18 protein-coding genes and 1 tRNA gene are annotated in these 21,374 nt (G+C 41.2%); 8 read left to right on the top strand and 11 right to left on the bottom strand.

From position 1 onward, the window contains the following. Position 1 precedes the first annotated feature (1 nt). Positions 2 to 646, top strand: a complete 645-nt coding sequence (locus FCR06_RS20900) for a DUF3318 domain-containing protein (protein WP_138503123.1) — start codon at positions 2 to 4, stop codon at positions 644 to 646. Positions 647 to 1,011: 365 nt separating this feature from the next. Here the strand turns inward: FCR06_RS20900 and FCR06_RS20895 are convergent, their stop codons facing one another. Then, a complete protein-coding gene (locus tag FCR06_RS20895; RefSeq protein ID WP_138503163.1) occupies positions 1,012 to 1,809 on the bottom strand; it encodes a 7-carboxy-7-deazaguanine synthase QueE in 798 nt (265 codons plus the stop codon). Between the two features lie 181 nt (positions 1,810 to 1,990). Here FCR06_RS20895 and FCR06_RS20890 point away from each other — a divergent pair, with 181 nt between their 5' ends. Continuing rightward, positions 1,991 to 3,040, top strand: coding sequence for an anti-sigma factor antagonist (locus FCR06_RS20890; RefSeq protein WP_138503122.1), 1,050 nt, complete (start codon positions 1,991 to 1,993; stop codon positions 3,038 to 3,040). Between the two features lie 242 nt (positions 3,041 to 3,282). Here the strand turns inward: FCR06_RS20890 and FCR06_RS20885 are convergent, their stop codons facing one another. From FCR06_RS20885 to FCR06_RS20860, 6 genes are all read right to left on the bottom strand, one after another. Continuing rightward, positions 3,283 to 4,740: a YcjF family protein gene (locus tag FCR06_RS20885; protein WP_138503120.1), complete on the bottom strand. Its 1,458-nt coding sequence runs from the start codon at positions 4,738 to 4,740 to the stop codon at positions 3,283 to 3,285. Between the two features lie 105 nt (positions 4,741 to 4,845). After that, positions 4,846 to 4,922: transfer RNA gene (locus FCR06_RS20880), tRNA-Met, on the bottom strand. A 47-nt stretch (positions 4,923 to 4,969) separates the two neighbouring features. Further along, positions 4,970 to 5,923 (bottom strand): asparaginase, encoded by a 954-nt coding sequence (locus tag FCR06_RS20875; RefSeq protein ID WP_138503118.1) that lies wholly within the window; start codon positions 5,921 to 5,923, stop codon positions 4,970 to 4,972. Positions 5,924 to 6,160: 237 nt separating this feature from the next. Beyond that, positions 6,161 to 6,661 (bottom strand): CGLD27 family protein, encoded by a 501-nt coding sequence (locus tag FCR06_RS20870; RefSeq protein ID WP_138503116.1) that lies wholly within the window; start codon positions 6,659 to 6,661, stop codon positions 6,161 to 6,163. Beyond that, positions 6,658 to 7,116 (bottom strand): ribosome silencing factor, encoded by a 459-nt coding sequence (rsfS, locus tag FCR06_RS20865; protein ID WP_138503114.1) that lies wholly within the window; start codon positions 7,114 to 7,116, stop codon positions 6,658 to 6,660. The genes FCR06_RS20870 and rsfS overlap by 4 nt, the downstream gene beginning before the upstream one ends. 608 nt (positions 7,117 to 7,724) lie before the next feature. Further along, complete coding sequence (locus FCR06_RS20860) at positions 7,725 to 8,996, bottom strand: glycosyltransferase family 4 protein (RefSeq protein ID WP_138503112.1); 1,272 nt, start codon at positions 8,994 to 8,996, stop codon at positions 7,725 to 7,727. A gap of 284 nt (positions 8,997 to 9,280) precedes the next feature. On the opposite strand from FCR06_RS20860, the gene FCR06_RS20855 reads away from it, so the two are divergent. The 6 genes from FCR06_RS20855 (at position 9,281) to FCR06_RS20830 (ending at position 16,245) form a co-directional block, all read left to right on the top strand. After that, positions 9,281 to 10,459, top strand: coding sequence for a DNA cytosine methyltransferase (locus FCR06_RS20855; RefSeq protein WP_138503110.1), 1,179 nt, complete (start codon positions 9,281 to 9,283; stop codon positions 10,457 to 10,459). A gap of 171 nt (positions 10,460 to 10,630) precedes the next feature. Then, positions 10,631 to 11,311 carry a deoxyribose-phosphate aldolase gene (gene deoC, locus FCR06_RS20850; RefSeq protein WP_138503108.1) on the top strand — a complete coding sequence of 227 codons (681 nt, stop codon included), beginning with the start codon at positions 10,631 to 10,633 and terminating at the stop codon, positions 11,309 to 11,311. A 175-nt stretch (positions 11,312 to 11,486) separates the two neighbouring features. Further along, on the top strand, positions 11,487 to 12,515 hold the full coding sequence (gene recO, locus FCR06_RS34845; RefSeq protein ID WP_138503106.1) for a DNA repair protein RecO: 1,029 nt from the start codon (positions 11,487 to 11,489) through the stop codon (positions 12,513 to 12,515). Further along, positions 12,502 to 14,151 carry an MFS transporter gene (locus tag FCR06_RS20840; RefSeq protein WP_138503161.1) on the top strand — a complete coding sequence of 550 codons (1,650 nt, stop codon included), beginning with the start codon at positions 12,502 to 12,504 and terminating at the stop codon, positions 14,149 to 14,151. Before recO ends, FCR06_RS20840 begins: the two co-directional genes overlap by 14 nt. Positions 14,152 to 14,492: 341 nt before the next feature. Then, positions 14,493 to 15,641, top strand: coding sequence for a glycosyltransferase family 4 protein (locus tag FCR06_RS20835; RefSeq protein WP_138503104.1), 1,149 nt, complete (start codon positions 14,493 to 14,495; stop codon positions 15,639 to 15,641). A gap of 145 nt (positions 15,642 to 15,786) precedes the next feature. After that, complete coding sequence (locus tag FCR06_RS20830) at positions 15,787 to 16,245, top strand: DUF29 domain-containing protein (protein WP_138503102.1); 459 nt, start codon at positions 15,787 to 15,789, stop codon at positions 16,243 to 16,245. Between the two features lie 2 nt (positions 16,246 to 16,247). Here the strand turns inward: FCR06_RS20830 and FCR06_RS20825 are convergent, their stop codons facing one another. From FCR06_RS20825 to FCR06_RS20810, 4 genes are all read right to left on the bottom strand, one after another. Then, positions 16,248 to 17,045: a peptidase gene (locus FCR06_RS20825; protein WP_138503101.1), complete on the bottom strand. Its 798-nt coding sequence runs from the start codon at positions 17,043 to 17,045 to the stop codon at positions 16,248 to 16,250. Between the two features lie 17 nt (positions 17,046 to 17,062). After that, positions 17,063 to 17,296: a preprotein translocase subunit SecG gene (gene secG / locus FCR06_RS20820; RefSeq protein WP_138503099.1), complete on the bottom strand. Its 234-nt coding sequence runs from the start codon at positions 17,294 to 17,296 to the stop codon at positions 17,063 to 17,065. Positions 17,297 to 17,465: 169 nt separating this feature from the next. Continuing rightward, entirely contained in the window at positions 17,466 to 19,061 is a 1,596-nt protein-coding gene (gpmI, locus tag FCR06_RS20815; RefSeq protein WP_138503097.1) for a 2,3-bisphosphoglycerate-independent phosphoglycerate mutase, read from the bottom strand. A gap of 500 nt (positions 19,062 to 19,561) precedes the next feature. Beyond that, positions 19,562 to 21,256 (bottom strand): ABC-F family ATP-binding cassette domain-containing protein, encoded by a 1,695-nt coding sequence (locus FCR06_RS20810; protein ID WP_138503095.1) that lies wholly within the window; start codon positions 21,254 to 21,256, stop codon positions 19,562 to 19,564. Positions 21,257 to 21,374 lie beyond the last annotated feature (118 nt).

Here is a 21,374-nt window from a genome sequence, read left to right as displayed (position 1 = left end):
TATGACATCCTATGCAACCTCCTCTGCCAAAGCGGAAATGAGTGAACTCCGGCGGTTGAAAGGCTTACTACCGCCAGAATTGCAGAGCTGGGTCACGGTAGAAGGCACCACTGAGGTCAATCCACCCCTGATCCGCTGCGAAGAAATTGGTAAAGACCAGGTAGAAATTCAAATTGACTTGGTAAAATGGGATGCCCTCGCAATGGATCAGCGTAATCTGCTGTTCTGGCATGAAGTTGCTCGCGTTCAAAATGACACAATTCCCAAAGATGGTTGGGAAATGGCAGCACTAGCTATCGGTTTAGGGGGTGCTGTCGGTGAATTGTGGGTACAAGATGGATTGCTTTTAGTGTTAGCTTTAGCGCTGTGTGGCGTGTCAGGTTGGCGATTGTATCAAAAGAACAATGGGGAAAAGCAAACAAGAGAACTGCTCAATGCTGATGAAAAAGCGATCGCCTTAGCAACTCGTTTTGGTTATACCCTCCCCAATGCCTACAAAAGTCTTGGTAGCGCCTTAAAAACCCTGATTGATAACACACCTAGCAAGCGTCAACGGTCGAAATACGAAGCAAGGCTCTCTGCACTCAAACGCAGTGCTAATAAGGCAAAAGCTAAATCCAAAACTATAGATGAAGGCGCACTGTAGCAACCAGAAAGTAGGTTGGGTGGGGGCTACCCACCCCGAAAAATATCTCAATAGTTGAGCTTGCTAATTTTGAGATTTCAGATTCTTTTGGTTTATGCCCGATTAACCTACCGCCAAGCTAACACAATAAAGTGGGTGACACAAATCAAAAAATCGAAATTTAGAATCTCTGAACTCGATCCATTTATTAGCAAGGTTAATCTGAAATCTTAGGACTTCAACCAAAGTGCTTTTTCATAGCTAGCAACTTTATCAAGCAACAAAAAATTAATATAAATTTATATTAATTTTTGTTAATAAAATTAATATAAATTTATTTTTTCTCTCACTACGTCTTTAGTAATACGTGGATTTGATAGCAACTTTTAGAGTTGGTTGAGCATTTTATGTGTCTGGGGTATTACCCGCACTTGTTTGAGAAACTGTTTCATCAAAGCTTGCCAGATCAAAACTTGATCGGGTGCAGGAGCAAGCATGGGTATTAAAGAAAATTGTTCCAACTCTGTTAGAGGGGTAACAGGTTGTAAAAATATTGGTATATGTGGACTTACATCTGCCACCAGCAAAGCTGAACGTCTTAACTCGGCGGGATCTGTGTTTTGAGACACAATTATCTTGACAAAAACATTTAAATATGAGTCATGACATAATTGRAGAAATTTAGCATGTTCTTGCCAATGACTTTCGCCGCTGACACTGGGCAACTTAAGATCCATCCCCACAGAGTCTAAGTAAGGAAGAATCATTGCCAGTTGTTCTGGGCGGTGTCCGCCTGTTTCTAAATATATAGGTAGACCAGTTATAGCTCGCACTTCAGGTAGAAACTGCCTTAAAAATTGGGCATGAAGAAGTGGTTCGCCTCCCGTTAGGCTAATGCTATCGTGTAAGGAAGGTAGATTTTGTCTTTGAACCCATTCGATTAATATGGGTAATGGGACAGGATTAGAGTAAATTTCAAAGTCACGCAATCCGGGCGATCGCTCTATCCGGCAATTAACAGGTGCATTCCAAGTGTAGGCGCTATCGCAAAAGTGACAGCGCAAATCACACACAGCAAAGCGAATAAAAATCTGACGTGTCCCTACATTCAGTCCTTCCCCTTGAATGGCAGAGAAGACCTCAACCAGGCGTGCGGTAGATGTAACCGTAGTTTTAGTAATCATTTGATCGCGGCAGTGCAAGCGCGCTGCTTCGGCAAAACAGCAAGAATATTTTTTAGCTTCTTGTTCTATTGTGAATCGTCGTTGGCGATTCACAATCACACAAAAAGCAGATACCAATTAGTCCTGATTACATTTAAGTAATTTTATAGGACAAAATTATGTTTGGCGGATTATATTATACATGGCAACGAAAGTGCAGAGCTTCATGACTAGCCAACCGACAGAGGTCGATTTTTCAGTTCATTCCTTAAACGACACTGTTATAGTGCAGGTGCCCACACGGTTAAGCGTATTGGAGGCTTTAAGCTTTAAGCAAACCTGCCAAAGCTTAATCCAACCCAATTCAAATCCTAACCAAATCATCATTGACTTTCACCAAACTACTTTTATAGATAGTAGTGGTTTAGGTGCGTTAGTGAGTAATTTGAAATACGCCCAGGCTAAAGGAATTACATTTAGACTCCGGAATGTGACACCTCAGGTTATGGCAGTTTTAAAACTCACGGGATTGGATCAAGTTTTCCCCCTAGAGTCTGTAAACAATGAGTCGCTAATAGAGCAACAACGTATAGTAGATAACCGGAGGACAGCTTCTCGCCAAGTAGAGCCATTACCCAGGACTCATCCTTCTGTAGCATCTTGGATGAAACGGTTCTTAGATATTGTTGGGTCAGTGATTGGTTTATTAATTACAGGAATTTTGTTCATACCGATTACACTTGCTATTCAAATTAACGATCCCGGACCAATTTTCTTTCGTCAAACCCGCTGTGGTTGGATGGGAAAACGGTTTAAAATTTGGAAATTCCGCTCTATGTGTGTGGATGCGGAAGCAAAGAAATCCGAAGTCAAAAACCAAGTGCAAGGTGCTTTTTTTAAGAATGAAAATGACCCCAGAATTACCAAGGTGGGGCGTTTTTTACGGCGAACTAGTCTTGATGAACTACCCCAATTTTGGAACGTTCTTAAAGGAGAAATGAGTTTAGTAGGTACCAGACCACCCACACCCGATGAAGTAGAACGCTACGAAGTACCTGAATGGCAACGTTTAGATGTCAAACCTGGTATGACTGGCGAATGGCAAGTCAATGGACGGTCTACAGTCCGTAGTTTTGAAGATGTAATTCGCCTAGATTTGCAGTATCAAAAAAATTGGAGTTTGGTGTATGATTTAAAGCTAATTTTCAAAACTATAGCGGTTCTGTTTCGCAAAAACAGTGGTGCTGTTTAGCTAATTATCCTTATTTACAATTTTTTGGTAACTTGCAACTCTGACGATAATTGTTAGATAAACCCAAGCCCATTAGGAGCTTGGGTGTATTTTATGAATTTGGATCACGCTCCAAGCGCTTGGGTCGCACAGAGCAAAAGTTGAGAAGAGTTGATTCGTGAATTTCAAATCTCAATTGGGCAACGCGACTTTTGAGCTTGGTGCGAAGCTGCTAAGAAAAACTCTGCCCTTGGAGTGTGAAATTACCCAACCGCTTTTTGAACACCAACTACTTCAACCTGCTGTACTTCTGGTAACAAACGCTTCACACCTTGCTTCACAAACCCCTGCAAAAAGCCAATCTGCTGATTTTGCCCAAATACTTTTTGCAAAGTTTGCCGCAACTTCTCCAAATTCAAATTAGTTCCAGAATCTATTGCTATTTCTTGTTGTTGGAAATACTCGACTAAACTTAATCCTGCGACTCTGGTGAGATAAGCTGCACTTACTCCTTGCACCAATCCACCAGCGACAAAGGTAACAGCATTACTTTTGAGAACAGTACTAACAGCCTTAGTAGAAAGTTCAACTAAACCGAGTTTGAGCATCATACTTCCCATTGTTCCAGCTACGGTTTGCGCCTGTTCCAGGGAAAATTTCTGCTGATAGATGTTACCCAAATCCATTACCATCTGAGCATTAATCGCCGCAGTCGCCAGAATATCGAGGGCTGGTACTGGGTTAGCAAAGGCAGCAGCAGCAGCTATCCACTGATATTGTTCAATAATTGGGGTGGCGCGATCACATCTGATGCCATTGAGCCAGTTTTTCGCTTCAGCTTTCAACAACCCGGCTTTCCTAATGGTAGTTAGCCAAACTAGCCGTTGCTTTTGCTGTGCCAAAATTTCACCCAACTGCTGGGTTAACTGCTGGACATCTGGTGGTGGTTGTTCCATCCACTCTTGTACAGAACCATCAGCCTCATGCTTTCGGACTTTAATGGGAATGGGAGAAGCCGCAGTTGCAACTACATTTCCCTGCATCCGCTGTTTCAATTGAGTAAAGACACTACCACGTTCATCAGCTAAATACTGGTCTTGTTTGTTAAAAACCAGTGTTGTAGGCTGATTTGCTGCTTTTATTTGCTGTAAGGTTTGAAATTCTGAGTCGGTCAAATCACCATTTGTCAAGAACAGTACAAAATCAGATTTTGCCACTTCTACCAAAACAGCAGTATCTGAATTTTCACCTGCTTGTTTAAACAAAGGTGCTGTTTCTTGTAGAGACACAAAATTTACGGTCTCTAGATTTTGCTCTAGCACTTGAATTAAACTGCTTTTGCCGACAGATTTTCCACCGGTCACAGCTACTTTAATTTCTTGCCTGTCTAATTCCAGCGATAATTGGGCAACTTGTTCTCTGAGTGTCTCTAGTGCTAAATGGTTTTCTGCTTCTTGTGCCAGTTGGTTAATTACGGCTTGGGCTTTGGCGATCGCACTTTCCACACTCGCCCGATCTACAAGCATACTATTTAGCTGCTCTAAAGTTTTTTGCGGCCGATTTTGTTGGAATAACCACAAACCACCCCCGACAGCTAAGGCACTCAATAAACCAAACTCACCCACCTGCATTATTAAATGATGCCAACTTTGTAACATCCACAGAGAAAAGGATAGTCCCAATCCTCCCACTAAAATTGGTCGCTGCAACTTCACAACCATGACTCTCCGCGCTTTTTAGATGGCCATTTCTTCCAGAATAGATCAAAATAAAACAAAACCCTGCAATCTTTACTGATTGTAGGGTTTTGCTTTTGTTATTCTACTTGGTGGCGGGAAGTGGATTTGAACCACTGACCTTCGGGTTATGAGCCCGACGAGCTACCAGGCTGCTCTATCCCGCGTCGTTCCTTGACTTTTCTAGTCTAACTTAAAGTCAAGAGTTTGACAACTACAAAAACGATAATTCTCCAATTACTTCTAAACGCTTGTATTTTCCTAAGGTGACAAACTTTTCACAGAGGCTATCGGCAGCACTGGGACTAATCCAACCCATTTGTTGGAGTAAATGAATAGCAACGGCATGTTTTGCTCGTTTTGCCCCATCCATAACTTTAATTGCTAATCCCATGCCCTCGCCAAGTCTACCAATGCACTGCACTCCTTCAGCACCGGCTTTGCTGACCAGTTCTCCGGGAGCTAAACGCATTAGTTCCGTATCAAATTCTCCATCTCCTGCTACCATCGCTGGGTGATGAGTCATGGCACGGACAATGCGCTCCATATCCAAATTGCTACTAGAGGCTAGCAGTGCGTATAAGGACGCCATTTGACCGAGTTGCATCAAATAAGTTGGTGCGCCACAGTCATCATGGGCGCTGATAAATTCCTCTGCTGGCATTCGTAGCAGTTCTGCTACTTTGCTTAAAATCAATTGCTGTATTGGGTGTTTGCGTTCCAAGTAGTTATTTAAAGGCCAATGGCGTTGCTGACAAACGGCTAGCATCCCCGCATGTTTCCCAGAGCAATTGTATTCCAGAGGACTGCGTTTGCCTTCAGGAGTCGGACACTGGAGTAAAGTCGGGTCGAGATCAGCCCGCCAAAGGATGTTAAATACCTGTCGGACTTGCTCTATTGTTCCTCGATGGGAACTCGTGATAATTGCTAAATCGCGATCGCTTAAGTCATAGCGTTCCAGTGTACCTGTAGTAGTGACTGCAAGTGCCTGAAATGGTTTAAGTGCTGAACGAATAAATGCAGCAGTTTCAGAGTTTCCAGCGACGGTTAAAACCCGTCCGCGTTCGTCGCATACAACAGCTTGGACTATATGCTTGGATTCAATAATCCCTTCACGCAGCAACCGGACTTCCAGTGCTGTAGCTTGAGTTCGTTTTCCCATTGTCATGGGTTTATTTTTATCACTTATTTATTATTTGTCATTTGTCATTTGTCATTTGTCATTTGTCATCTCAAGTTCGCTTAATTACTGATAATTTAAAACTCTCCCCGTCCCCCGAAGTTCTGTTTGCCCTTAGCGTTAGCGTTCGCGTAGCGTGTCGTAGATCGGGAGTACGCAATCTTACTTTGCGCTTCGTCGTTCGTTTATTTATCAATGACTAATGACTAATGACCAATGACTGTTTTATAACAAATGCCAAACTATAGTACCAGTAACGAACATTCCCGCCAAGCCAGCAAAGGTAAATTGCAACCGCTGTAGGATAGGTTTGATTTCGTATGCCACAATTAAGCGATCGCGATTGAGAACTTCTTGTGGCTTTGTCCAGGTTTGACCGTCGTACCAGCCTGACTCTTCATAGAATACTGTGGGAGAGCAAAGGCGATCGCACACGTAAAACCAGCCTAAATATAACCTTACTACTGCTAGCACTACGCCGATACTCGCTGCTGCTGCACCACAGAGCAGAAAATGCCCAATATACTTTTGTGGGGGAAAACTTGCTGCTACGACCGGGCCCGCTACTAACCAAGATAAACCCCAAATCCAAACCATTTTTGTGATATAACCGCGCCAATGTAAGGTGCTATCACGAAACAGCCAGGAAACTTTTAGCTCTTCATACTCGTTAAGTGGTTGTTGGTCTTTGGGAACTGGGCAATTTGAAAGCGAAGACCCGATCATGTTGGTTTACCCCCACCCTCATCAGATTCTGGAAGGGAAATACGTTCTGCATGAATCCAGAACGCTTCTAAATTATAAAACTCGCGTTCCTTGGGCATCATGATGTGAACTATCACTTCGCCGTAGTCTTGTAGTATCCAACTCCCCTCAGCTTTTCCTTCTGTCCTCAACGGGCGTCGTTGCAACTCGGTTTCGACTTTTGCTTCAATCGCTTGAGCGATCGCCCTTACCTGTACCCTAGAATAACCAGTCATCATCACAAAGTAATCTGCCAGATAAGATACGTCAGCTACTCTGAGCAATAAAATATCACCAGCTTTGCGATCTGATGCAGCTTCAGCGATTTTTGCAGCTAATTTTCCGCTTGCGTCTTCTATTTGCTTAGGGTTTCTCAACACACTCTTTGTCAGTGGGACAGATTGTAATGGGAAATTTCCTTGGAAATAATCAGTCATTAAACCTCAGGTAGTTTCTTCATTTTGAAACAATTGTTTATATTTATTTACAAATAACAAACAATTGCTTTGAAAATGTGTCAATAGGTTTTTTTGAATACTAACAAAAAAACAGGTATCTATGGAGGCTAGTTTGAGAATACGAATTATAAATTAAGGTGCGATTCCTTTTCGCTTTCAGACAAATATTACGAATTTTGGTTTGCAGCACTAAACTTTAGCCTGTTTACTACAAGTCACCAAAGAACATAGCGTACTTATGCACGATATATCAAAAGTCTGATTGGCATAAATGTACTACTACAGGACGGCTAAACCACGCCATCCATTTGAAATGTCTAAAACCCTTATATAACAGTAATTATGAATTATGCGTAACAGTATTATTTAGTATTTAAAAATACTAAATAATACTCTTAATTATATTGAGTAAAAAATTGCTATTCCCACGGATTGACTTCAAACCGTGGGATTTTTAGGTAAATAATGTATATGAAAATTTGCTGTTATTTAGTATTTATCAGTAAAATAAATTACTGTTAAATACTTGTTTTTGAGATTTAACCTACTGAAAACCCGAGTATAAAATGTAATATATTTGCCAGAGATTAAACTTCTTGTTTTGTAACTATTGTCGAGTGAGTTGTTCTACGATCTGCGATCAATGAGTAACATAACGACTCATACTGATTTAAAGCTTGCTCAAAAGCATACTGCTCAACGGCGTATTGACGACTTTTATAACCCAGAGTTTTAACTTTTTCTGGGTTTTGATACAAGTCTAAAATTGCCATTGCTAAAGCCTGGGGATCTTCTGGAGGTACGATAACTCCACCGCCACTTTGCCTGATAGCTCTTGCTGCCGTACCATTATCGGGGACAGAGGCAACTAAAGCCCGTCCACTGGCAAGTAGTACTTGAATTTTTGACGGCATATTGAAGGATATAACATTTTTCTTTTGCACCACTAAACCAACATCCGCAGCTGCCAACATTTGTGGTAAATTTTTCCGGGGTTGAAATGGCAGTAGCAAAACATTATCTGCACCGCAGTCTAAACATTCCTGTTGCAATCGCTGTAAACCTTTTGCCTCTCCAACGATGACAAAGACAATATTTGGGATGTGGCGCAACAAAGAAGCAGCTTTGACAACACTTTCTAAACCTTGGGTGAGGGCAATGTTGCCAGAATAAAGTACTACAAATTTATCATTCAGGTTATGTGTTGTGCGAAAAGGGTTATTTTCTTGAGGCGACGGGCGGATAAAATTGACATCAACCCAGTTAGGAATTTGGACAATTTTGTCAGATTCTACGCCTTTAGATAGCAAATTCTCCACAAATCCATCGGCAATTACGCTAATTTTATTCGCACTGCGATAAGCGAATTTTTCTAATAATGTAAATAACTGGATGAGTAACTTATTTTTAAGTAAACCGACGTGAACAGCTGCTTCTGGTAATATATCCTGAAGATTTAAAATTATAGGGCAGGCACGTAACCATCCTAGAAGAGCAACTGGTACACAGCTTGGCAGAGATGGTGAGGTTGAGATAATAACATCTGGTCGCCAACCAATGAGGGCGGGTATAAAACTAGTGACAACAAAACTAGCATCTAGCAATACTCGATCTAGTAAATTAGGTTGGGGACGAATCCAAACGTAACTACGTTGAATTTCAACGCCATTTTTATATTCTGTGAGATACAGCTTACCCCGATATTCCTGGTAAATTTGACGTTCAGGATAATTAGGCATGGCAGTGACTACACGCACTTGGTGTCCCCGCTTCACTAGTCCCTCTGCTAATTCAGTCATCAGTGGGGCAATACCAATTGGTTCTGGATGGTAGTTGTACGAGTAAATTAAAATTCGCATAGAGAATTAGTCTCAAGTACCCCGGTTTTTATTTAATGACAATATTTGTGTTAAATATCTCTGGGAGGTTGGAAACTCCTATATTTAATTGTGGCTTCCGAGTCATTTTCTGTCAGGGATTTTCCTTAAAGATTGAGTAAACTTTGATATTAAATCCTTAGGGAGTGTGTGAATATTTTTTACTATTTCATCCAGGATTAAAGTGTTTATTTTTGATTGGTACGTAGGTAAAAACCCCAATTTTTATAAAATTAATACCAATATTTCACAATACTAATGATTAAATGAGCGATCGCCCTTGTATTTTCTCTTTTTTTGCTGGTTCAGGTTTCCTCGATTTAGGTTTTGAAACCAGTGGTTTTAACATTGTTTATGTTAATGAAATTTTTTCTCCATTCATGGCAGCATACCGTTATTCACGGCAAGTTCTCAATCTAGCGTTGCCAGAATATGGATATCATCACGGCGAGGTAGCAGACGTAAGCAAACTGTTTGAGGGAAGCCCAGCACAACACTTTCAAGAGTTAGTCATTGACTGCCGCAAATCTCATAATATTATTGGCTTTATTGGTGGTCCTCCCTGTCCTGATTTTTCTATTGGGGGAAAAAATAAAGGGTGTTTCGGAGATAATGGCAAGCTTTCGGCTTCCTATATTGAATTAATTTGTCACAATATTCCAGATTTCTTTTTATTTGAAAATGTTAAGGGTTTGTGGAAGACGAAGAAACACCGTTTATTTTTTGAATCATTGAAGCAACAATTACAGCAAGCAGGATATATATTAACAGAGCGGTTAATTAATTCTCTAGAATACGGTGTTCCCCAAGATAGGCAAAGAATTATTTTGATTGGATTCCAAAGTAATTTTCTTAAGCAAATGAGAATAGAATTTAATCAAAAAAATTCACTAAATCAAGAGACTTTTCCTTGGAATAATTACATTTTATCCAAGCAAGAAAATATTTTTACTTACCCTTGGCCTAAGTGCGAACCATTCCAAGAGAATTCGATTATGCCTTGTCCTGAAGGCATTCTTCAAGAATTAACAGTTGAATACTGGTTTCAAAAAAATAATGTTCTTAAGCATCCTAATACTGAACACTATTTTCAACCCAAAGCAGGTATGAAAAAATTTGCTGCTATTGATGAAGGAGATAATTCTAAAAAATCTTTTAAACGCCTGCATAGATGGCGTTATTCTCCAACAGCTTGCTATGGAAATAATGAAGTGCATTTACATCCTTACAAACTTCGGCGAATTTCAGTTGCAGAAGCTTTAGCTATCCAATCTTTGCCTGCAAATTTTGTATTTCCAGAGCAGATGTCGCTCACGAATATGTTTAAAACTATTGGTAACGGTGTACCATACTTGGCATCGAAAGGCTTAGCCCAAACTATTGTTAACTTCTTAGCAACTGGCGTCAAAAACACTGTTGACATTCTTAACCATACTGGCACTTAATGTCAACTTAAATACTTACCTTAAATCTGGGACATCTGCAAAGCTGGTATCCAAGATGAAGTCAGCAGCTTATTTTCAGAATAAACTCGTAATAAATGTGGTTTAATATATATATAAGAAATGTTTTAATTTTTTAGAAACTTTAATAATCAATCACTGGCAGAAGACACGATGGCAGCAGACTATCCAGACATTGATATTGCGCCATTTATCGATCACGCCCTGTTAACGCCAACAGCTACTACAGAGCAAGTTGAGCAATGGTGTGAAGAAGCATACAGATTCAATTTTGCAGCGGTTTGTCTGTATCCGGCTTATGTCAAGCAAGCAGTTGAACTGCTCCACGGTAAGAACCCGAAAGTCTGTACAGTGATTGGCTTTCCTGCTGGGACGACAACTTCAGCAGTCAAGTTGTATGAGGCTCAAGAAGCAGTAGAAAGTGGGGCTACCGAGTTGGATGTAGTAATCAACTTGGGCTGGTTGAAAGGTGGCAAAACGGAACAAGTTCATCGCGAGATTGCCAAAATTTGCGAGGAGACTGGACAAACTGTGAAAGTTATTTTGGAAACCAACCTGTTGACAGATGCGGAGAAAAAAATCGCTGCTGAAATCTCTATGGATGCGGGAGCAAGTTTCTTAAAAACTAGTACTGGTTGGAATGGTGGTGCGACAGTGGCAGATGTGCGACTTTTGAAAGAATTGGCCAAAGAAAGGGTGGGAATTAAAGCTTCAGGTAGTATCCGTACTATCAATCAAGCTCTAGACTTAATTGTAGCGGGTGCTACAAGATTAGGCACATCTCGCGGTATCGACTTGATTCGCCAGCGCGATAACCTACAAAAAGGTGAATAGTCATTTGTCTTTGAAGTTCTGATGCCTTGTGTTCTCTAAAAGACGCTACGCCCAGTCTTGCTTCTTTGCAGGAGTACGACAAGCCGCCCTCCGGGCGTCTATGGTGAAACCCTCTGCTGAGCGGACTTCTGTTTTTGTCCTTTGTCATTCACTGATGACCAATGACTGATAACTAATGAGTAGAACCTACAAAGCAACCGGAATTAATCTTAAAACCCAGGCGCTCGGAGAATCGGACAAGATAGTGACAATTTTGACCCCAGAATTCGGTTTAATTCGAGCAGTGGCTCCAGGGGCACGCAAGCACAACTCAAGCTTGGGCGGTAGGAGCGGTATGTTTGTTGTTAATGAACTATTGATTGCCAAAGGGCGATCGCTCGATAAAATAACTCAAGCACAGACGTTAAAAACTTATCCAGGTCTAGCCAAAGATTTGGGAAAACTGGCTGCTAGCCAGTATTTAGCAGAAATAGTACTGTGTCAGGCTTTGAGCGAACAACCCCAAGAAGAACTTTATGAGTTATTCAATGAACACCTCCATCGATTGGAGATGTTGTCTACTAGGAATACATCTGGTGTTTTAGCTCATTTAGCTCATGGAGTTTTTCACCTTTTAGCCTTAGCAGGACTGACACCGCAAGTGCAAGTTTGTTGCTTGTCTGGACGACTACTCACGCCAGACTTTACAGACCCCAACTGGCAAGTAGGATTTAGCATCGCTGCTGGTGGAACGGTTTGTTTAGAAGCTTGGGAACGTTTGCGAACAGAACAACAAAAGGGGACAAGGCCAAAGGAGGAGATGAGGAATACACGAGTAGAGGAGATAATGGTAACTCCCAACTCAGTACGAGTTAAAGGCCCCGCTACTGCTTACAGTACTCAGCACGAGCTAAACGCCCCACTACCCTTAACAGCACGGGCTAAAGACCCCGGTACGACTAACAGCACTCCCAATGCCCAAACAATTATTGTCCATCGGCAAGAAATACCTATGATTTCTAGTCGTCCTGGTGCAATGGAACTAGCTTTGCTTCAACATCTATCGCAACCAGAGATCGTACAAATTGATGGTGCTAGAGATCCTAACTGGTTATCTGTTGAGCAGATTTTACGCCAGTATGCTCAATATCAATTAGGCCGCCCTATTCGCTCTGCTACCTTGATTGACTCTTATTTTGCTGCCAACCATGATGCAATCGTCTGATTTTGATACAAAAATTTTACCTTTATCACCAAGCCCCGGCAAAAAACAGAATAGGACATCGGACCATACAGTAACTAATCACCCGAGTGCTGTCTCTAAGTCTACAACTAATCAAATTAACGGGCAAGAAATGTCCCCAAAAGACGTTTCTCAAAACAGCCAAAGTGGTATAGAAGAAATACCAAAAACTCATGTTCAAAATAAATCAGAAACGCTAAAAGACCAATTAACCACTGGCGAGGTAGATAACAAGAATGATGCCTGTAGCAGTCTAGACCTAAGCAATGGGCAGATACCAGTAAACACTATTCCAGAAATAGAACTACCAAAATTAGATGCAGCTGGTTCAAAGAATGAAAAACAGCAGGGATTTTTGCCAGTATTAAAAAACTTTAATTTCTTGGCTCTTTGGGGAGGTCAAGTTTTCTGCCAACTAGCAGATAAAGTATATTTGGTGCTGATGATTGCCTTGATTAATACACAGTTTCAGGCTAGCGATCAGAGCATTAGTGGATGGGTGTCAGCCTTGATGATGGCTTTTACGATTCCAGCGGTATTGTTTGGTTCTGTCGCTGGTGTATTTGTAGACCGCTGGTCAAAAAAAGTTGTACTGGTGGCAACGAATGTTTGGCGCGGTATCCTAGTTTTGTCAATTCCCTTGATGTTGTGGTTGACTCATGATTGGAAACCCATAGGAGTATTGCCAGTGGGTTTTTTAATTATCTTGGGTGTGACTTTTTTAGTTTCCACACTGACGCAGTTTTTTGCGCCAGCAGAACAAGCAGCAATTCCTTTAGTAGTAGAAGAACATCATTTACTCTCGGCTAATTCGCTTTACACAACAACGATGATGGCATCGGTAATTATTGGGTTTGCCGTTGGGGAACCGTTGTTAGCTATAGCTGATGGACTTTGGTTGCAATTTAGTGGTAGTAATGGTTTGGGCAAAGAACTTTTAGTTGGTGGCAGTTATGCGATCGCTGGAATAATTTTGTTCCTCTTGAAAACTAACGAAAAACCTCACGCACTCGAAACAGAATTCCCTCACGTATTTTCTGACTTGCAAGATGGCTTGGCCTACCTCAAAGACAATCATCGTATCCGTAATGCTTTACTCCAGCTAATTATCTTGTTTTCTGTCTTCGCCGCGTTAACTGTTTTAGCCGTTCGCATGGCAGAAATAATTCCCAATATGAAAGCCTCCCAATTCGGCTTTTTACTTGCAGCAGGCGGTGTTGGGATTGCGGCTGGAGCAACAATTCTTGGTCAATTTGGTCAACGCTTCTCTTACACCCAACTAAGTCTGTGTGGTTGTTTCGGTATGGCAGCATCCCTGATTGGAATTTCAGTATTTACAACATATTTATGGTTAGTTTTATTGCTAATAAGTTTAGTAGGGATCTTTGGGGCATTAATAGGCATTCCTATGCAAACTGCGATCCAGACAGAAACACCTCCAGAAATGCGTGGTAAAGTTTTTGGTCTACAGAACAATGTAATTAACATTGCTCTGTCTTTACCTTTGGCATTAGCTGGTGTAGCAGAAACTTTTGTGGGATTACAGGCAGTTTTTTTGGGATTAGCAGCGATCGTTTTTTCGGGAGGAATATTAACTTGGTATAACTCACATAAGTAGTTATCAACAGGAGCTATTATTCATTAACTTGAAATAATTAGTAATTTACTTAAAAAATTTGTCTTCGTGCTAAACTAAGACCAGCCAAAATTTATCGCATACTTGCCGGATATTAATCTGACATTAGCCAGAATAAGTTGTTGAAATACAAGAGATTAACAATTTATTAGGAAATAAATAAAGCCATAAGTTCACCAGTTTAATTAGCTAAAAATTAGCTTTTTAAGCTAGTTTTTGGCATTTATTTATAATAAAAAAAATCAGCAAGTATAACACGATAAAAGCAACAAAGGATGCAAAACTGATACATCAAACCTGCTTTTCTTACAGCTGAATAAAGAATGCGTATAGCCTGGATTGGAAAAAAATCGCCCTTTTGCGGTAATGTCACCTATAGTAGAGAAATTACAAATGCCTTGCTAGACAAGGGACATCAAGTCAGTTTTCTCCACTTCGCCCAAGAAGAATCAGAACCTGAGAATTGGCCAAATCTCCAAGAAGTTCCTCTGCCTTTTATTTATAAATCCCAGGTTTACACAATTCCCACTTTGAAAGCGACTAAAGTTTTAACCGAGTCGCTGCGGAAAATTAAACCAGATATAGTCCATGCTTCCTTAACCCTATCTCCGCTTGACTTTGTTCTACCAGAAATCTGTGAGGAACTGAGGTTGCCTTTAATTGCTACCTTTCATACACCTTTTGCTGGTAAAGGAGCAAAACTGATATCAGGAACACAACTTTTAGCTTATCAACTCTACGCGCCTTTTTTGGTTAACTACGATCGCGTGATTGTATTTTCTCAAATTCAGCGGGAATTATTGGCGCGTATGGGTGTAAGAGAACAAAATATTGCTGTAATTCCCAATGGTGTCGATACGATTAAGTATTCTCCAGGGGCTTCTCAAGTCAAAGCAGAATTTAAAGCCCAACGCTTGTTTGTTTATCAAGGTCGGATAGCACCAGAGAAAAATGTTGAGGCCCTCTTGAGAGCTTGGAAGCAGTCACCAATGGAGGCTAATAGTAAGCTTTTGATTGTTGGCGATGGGCCTTTGAAGTCTTCTTTAGAGCCATTTTATGGGTGGGAATACGGGATTATTTGGTTAGGATTTGTTGCTGGTGAAGCTCGGCGCATCGAAATTTTGCGCGGCGCAGATGTGTTTATTTTGCCTTCAATGGTAGAGGGACTGTCTTTGTCTTTGTTAGAAGCAATGTCATCTGGGGTGGCTTGTTTGGGAACAGATGTCGGTGCAGATGGAGAAGTATTGGAAAAGGGAGCGGGTATAATTATTAATACCAAAACAGTGCGATCGCAATTGAGAACTCTCTTACCAGTGTTACAAGATCATCCAGAGTTAACAACGCTACTGGGGCAAAAAGCTAGACAGCGTGTATTAGACCGCTACACCCTCAGTAAGAATATTACTTTGTTAGAAGAACTTTATAAACAAGTTTTAACACACCAACCTTTACCGCTCACTCGCAGAGCGTAGGGAAAAAAGTGAGATGCCTACGGCGGGCTGCACCCACGTATTTTTAGGCTCGTCTTATTATGTACAGACACCTTTTATTCATCAGTATTCGCTTGTATACATCGAATATACAAAGTTAGAATGACTGATAAAAGGAGAGTTGCTGATGTCTCAAAGCGAAGTTGTGACTGTTCGACTGACTCCAGAATTATATAAATCCAATTACCTACAATGGTTAGAAAAGACTATTAAATGTCTCAAAGCTAGGCAATTAGAAGAGGTTGACTATAAAAACTTAATAGAAGAACTGGAAGATTTGGTAAAAAATGAAAAAAGGCGAGTCAGAAGTCTGTTGGAACAGATTATTAGACATTTATTGCTTTATCAATATTGGGATTTAAAAAACTTAAGAAATATCGCTCATTGGGCTGCGGAAATTATTAGTTTTCGTAATCAAATTAATGAAGATTTAAGTGCAAATTTACGTAATCATTTAGAGGCAAATTTCAGCATAATTTATAGTCATGCCTTAGATTATATTAAGGCTAAAACAAAGCTAACTAATTTACCTGAATTATGTCCTTATGCCTTAGAGCAAATTTTGGATAAAAATTGCTTAMCTTAAACTTAAATAGACCATCCCAAAGTAGTTGGCTGTTGATAAACTCGCTTCAAAGTATTCACATCCCGCAAAGAAATAGGCAACGGTTTACGAACTTGGGAAAAGTATAAAGCATCAGTTTGTAGCGGACTATGACCCCAAATTCCTAAGGCGTGTCCGAGTTCGTGGCGAACTGCTGCTTGGATGTATTCACCTGTTTGACTGGGACTTAGCAAGATGGTGAAGCGGTGGCATAAAACATTATTGTTGGTGTATAACTCGTAAGTCGTTTGTGCTGATCGCGCACGAGGTATATTACTACCTGGGGAAATTTGTAGAGGTGGTGCTTTTCGCAGAATCCTAATATCAGCAACTTCTGGCTGTTGGATTACTGTCAAAGGCAAATAAGCACTCCATTCCTGGATAGCCTGTAAGACACCGTTAACCCATGTTTGAGCTTGTTTTTCATTAACGGCTTTTGGTGTTTCTACGTAAACTCGAATAGGAAATTTTGACCAAACCAAATAACCAACTTGAGTTGTTCTGACTTGGGAAAAGTAGTCACCACTGTTGGTGTTATCTTGCCATTGTGCGAGTGTGGGTGGTAGGGGATGAGGTTTTGAGCCAAGGGGTGATGAGGAATTTTCTTCTCTGCCTCCTGCTCCCTGCCCCATATCTCTTTCCATGCCCAATGCGCCATACCCCAGGTTAGTAAAAATAACTAGCAGCCCTGTGCCTATACTTAAGCCAAGGGCTGCTAATAATTGCTGTCTAATTAAATTTTTTGGGGTTTTAGATATTGGATATTTTCTTGTGTTCCTCATTTCCCCCTCACCTATCTTTATTTAGGCAGCCAACCAGCACTTAAAACTACTGTTAAACCCAGAAAAATGACTGTTAATGCCCAAGTAACCCGGTTCAAGGTGTTTTCTGCACTTTTAGTGCTGCTAAATAGTTGAGCTTGTCCGCCAATGGCTCCAATACCATCACCTTTGGGGCTATGCAGCAAAACCAAAATAATTAGACCGACAGCAGAAAATGCCCAAATGCCTTGCACAATACTAGTAACTATCATGGTAGCAATCTCATTTATTAAGAAGTTTAAAAAAACAGGAGTTATTCAATTTTAGATTTTAGATTTTCGTTTCATCCAAAATTCAAAATTCAAAATCTAAAATTAGCAGAGTCAGGAGTTAAAAGTTAGAAAAGACTTAATTCATTACTCTTAACTCCTAACTCTTTTATCAGCCTACTTGCACAGGGGTGCGAGTGCGTTGCAGGTCATATTCTGCTGTTTTGAGCAGCGATCGCCCTGTCATTTCTGGTGGCTGAGGCAACTGTAAAATCTCTAGAATCGTGGGGGCGATGTCGGCTAGCTTGCCATCGGTTCGCAGTTCGACATTTGTACCATATCCAGGGATTTTGACTTTTTCTCCTTCCACGAGGATAAAGGGGACTGGGTTGGTGGTGTGAGCTGTCCAGGGATTTCCCTGTTCATCTAGCATATGCTCAGCGTTGCCATGATCGGCAGTAATAATTGTTGTGCCGCCAGCTTTGCTAATGCTCTCTAATAAGCGTCCTAAACAGCGATCGACTGTTTCAATGGCTGTAACGGTAGCTTCAATCTGACCAGTATGCCCTACCATGTCTGGGTTGGCATAATTAATCACAACTAAAGAATATAAACCCTTTTGAATGGCAGCGATCGCTACATTTGTAACTGCTGTTGCTGACATTGCTGGGGCGTGGTCGTAAGTCGCTACCATCGGGCTGCTTACTAGTTCCCGGTCTTCTCCGGCAAAAGGTTCTTCCAAACCCCCATTAAAGAAATAGGTAACGTGGGCGTATTTTTCTGTTTCGGCGGTACGTAATTGCTTGAGTTGATGATTGGCTATCACTTGTCCCAGAATATTATTGAAATTCTGTGGCTCAAAAGCTATAGCCACGGGTAAATCTGGGTCGTACTGGGTAAACGTGACAAACGATAGCGGTGTAATTTGCTGTCTTTCAAAACCGATAAATTCTCGACTGACAAAAGCTTGAGTCAGTTGTCTAGAGCGGTCGGGGCGGAAGTTGAAGAATATTACTCCATCACCTGGTTCTACTGCACCAGGAGCAATTCTAGTTGGGTTGACAAACTCATCTTTTACCCCTTCGGCGTAAGATGCTTGCAAAACTTCCACAGCCTTGCGACCATCACCTACACCATCTTGTGTCATGACATCGTAGGCGCGTTTTACCCGATCCCAGCGGCGATCGCGATCCATCGCATAATAGCGACCGCTGAGGGTGACTATACGCCCAATTCCTATGCGGTCTATATAATCTTGTAGAAGCGCGATCGCTTTTATGCCTTGGGTTGGGGCGGTGTCACGACCATCAGTAATTGCGTGGATACAAACTTCTGGAATTTGCTGGTCTTTGACTAAGTTAAGTAGTCCAAACAGATGGGTGATATGCGAATGTACCCCTCCCTCAGAACAAAGCCCTATTAGATGTAGCTTGCCATTTCGAGAGCGAACTTCCTGGCAAATTTTGACAAGTGCTGGATTTAAAGTAATGGAACCGTCTTCGACCGCATCAGAGATGCGTACCAGTTCTTGCGGTACCACTCGCCCAGCACCAATGTTCAAATGACCAACTTCTGAGTTGCCCATTTGACCCTCTGGCAACCCTACGGCTTTTCCTGATGTATGGATGAGGGTATGCGGGTAAGCTGCCCATAAACTATCCATAATCGGAGTTTTAGCAGCAACAATAGCGTTTCCTCGCGTCTGCTCGCAGTAGCCCCATCCGTCTAAAATGACTAGCACCACAGGAGCAACAGGTGCTTTGGTCATAGTAAAATTGCCCTTTACTTTTTGTAATACCCGAATGATACCATTGCTAATCACCGCCGCAAGTGAATTTCTGCTTATTAACTTATTTCATGAACGACTTGCAGCTTTTTGAGACATTTTTTAAATATTAGTAATTTTTCTATGTTGTTTTTGCTCTTGAATAAAGAGTGATTATTTAGTAAACTGTCATCTATTTAAGTTGCACATCAACTCATCAGGTTGTCCTTTCTCGTTTGTCTTTGATCATTTGTTGGTTGTAACCTATGACTAAATGACTAATGACTAATGACGAGCTTGAAAAAAATCCAACATCTAGGCGCGTTAGGTTAATAGCATTTAAAGTGTAAATTATACAGTTAATAACTGTATAATTTACACTTTAAATGATTGAACAGTTATCAGTATCACTGATAACTGTAGGGCAAAGAGGCTATTAACCAAAGCAGAAAACTAACAAATGATCACTGTTAAGCTTTACTATTAAGCAATTTTCTAGTTGCTCATTTTTGTTTTGTGGCAGCCTTAGTAGCTTTAGCAGCTTTTTTAGCGGCTTTTTCGGCAGCGATCGCTGCTAATCTTGCTTCTTCTTTTTCTTCCGCAATTTTCTGGAGATAGTAATGATAATCTCCTAAATAAACGCGGAATTCGCCATCTCTAATTTCGACGATTTTATTAGCTACCTGAGAGATAAAGTAGCGGTCATGGGATACAACAATTGCTGTGCCATCATAGTTTTGCAGCGCTTCTTCCAGCATTTCTTTGGCGGGAATATCTAAGTGATTTGTCGGCTCATCCAAAATTAATAAATTGGCAGGACGTAAAAGCATTTTTGCCAACGCCAAACGAGCTTTTTCTCCCCCACTTAATGCTCCAACTGCTTTAAATACTGTATCCCCAGTGAATAAAAATCGTCCTAAAAGTGTACGAACTTCTTCATTTTTCCAATCGGGAACTTCATCATGGATTGTTTCCATGACAGTTCTTTTCAAGTCCAAAGCTTCAGCTTGGTTTTGTTCAAAGTAGCCTGGAAGAACGTTGTGATCCCCTAATTGGACAATACCCTCTGTGGATTGTTCCATATTTATAATTAGGCGCAAAAGTGTCGATTTTCCAGCACCGTTGGGGCCGAGAAAAGCAATGCGATCGCCTCTTTCAATTAAGAGATTGGCTCCCAAAAACAAAATCTTATCATCATAAATATGAGTTAAATCTTTAATGTTCACCACTTCGCGTCCGCTGCGGGGTGCAGGCGGAAAACGGAAATGTAAAGTTCTTACTCCAGCTATAGGTGCTTCAATGCGCTCGATTTTTTCTAATTGCTTTTCCCGGCTTTTTGCTTGGGTACTGCGGGTAGCACTGGCGCGAAATCTATCAACAAAGGTTTGCTGTTTCTCTAATTCTTTCTGTTGGCGTTCGTAGGCACTAAGTTGTGCTGATTGATTTTCAGCTTTTTGTGACAAATATGCCGAGTAGTTACCTTGGTAACTACTGGAAACACCACGTTCAGTTTCCACAATTTGCGTGCAGAGGCGGTCAAGGAACTCTCGGTCATGGGAGACTATTACCATCGGCGTAACCAGCCCTCTGAGGTAATTTTCCAACCACTCAATGGTTTCTAAATCTAGGTGGTTAGTCGGTTCATCCAGCAGCAACAAGTCCGGTTTTTGCAGGAGAATTTTACCCAAACTCATCCGCATTTGCCAACCGCCACTGAAGGCACTGACGAGGCGATCGCCATCTTCTACCCCAAACCCCATTTCTGGTAAGATTTTCCCAATGCGGGCGTCTAAGCCATAGCCATCCAAGGCTTCAAATTGGCGCTGCAAAAGGTCTAATTTGTTGATTAACCGATCCAGTTCCTCTGGGGTAGCCGCTTCCATATCACGTTGCACCTGCGCCAGAGATAACTGTACTTGGTTGGCTTGTTTGAAAACTGTCCAAAATTCTTCTCTAACGGTGCGCGTGGGGTCTACTTCAAACTCTTGGTTGAGGTAAGCTATGTGTAAACTCGCGGGACGAATGATTTCTCCAGCTGTAGGTTCAATTTCCCCGGTGATGATTTTGAGTTGGGTGGATTTTCCAGCACCATTAACACCAACTAAGCCAATGCGATCGCCTGGTTTAACTTCCCAGTTGATATCTTTGAGAACTTCGCCTGTAGGATAAATTTTACTAATATGTTCAAGTCGCAGCATTAAGTTTCTCTCAGGTAGGAAATGGGTGATTGAGGACGAAGTACTAATACCGCTTCCAATCTTAACAAAAATTAACTGTAAATTTGTCGCCGCAAAGTTCTGAAGCTGCAAATAAAAT

Origin of the sequence: Nostoc sp. PA-18-2419, assembly GCF_005869855.1 — a bacterium.
Taxonomy (GTDB): Bacteria; Cyanobacteriota; Cyanobacteriia; order Cyanobacteriales; family Nostocaceae; genus Nostoc.
The sequence above is the reverse complement of the archived record's forward strand: the minus strand, read 5'-3'. Positions and strand labels throughout refer to the sequence as shown.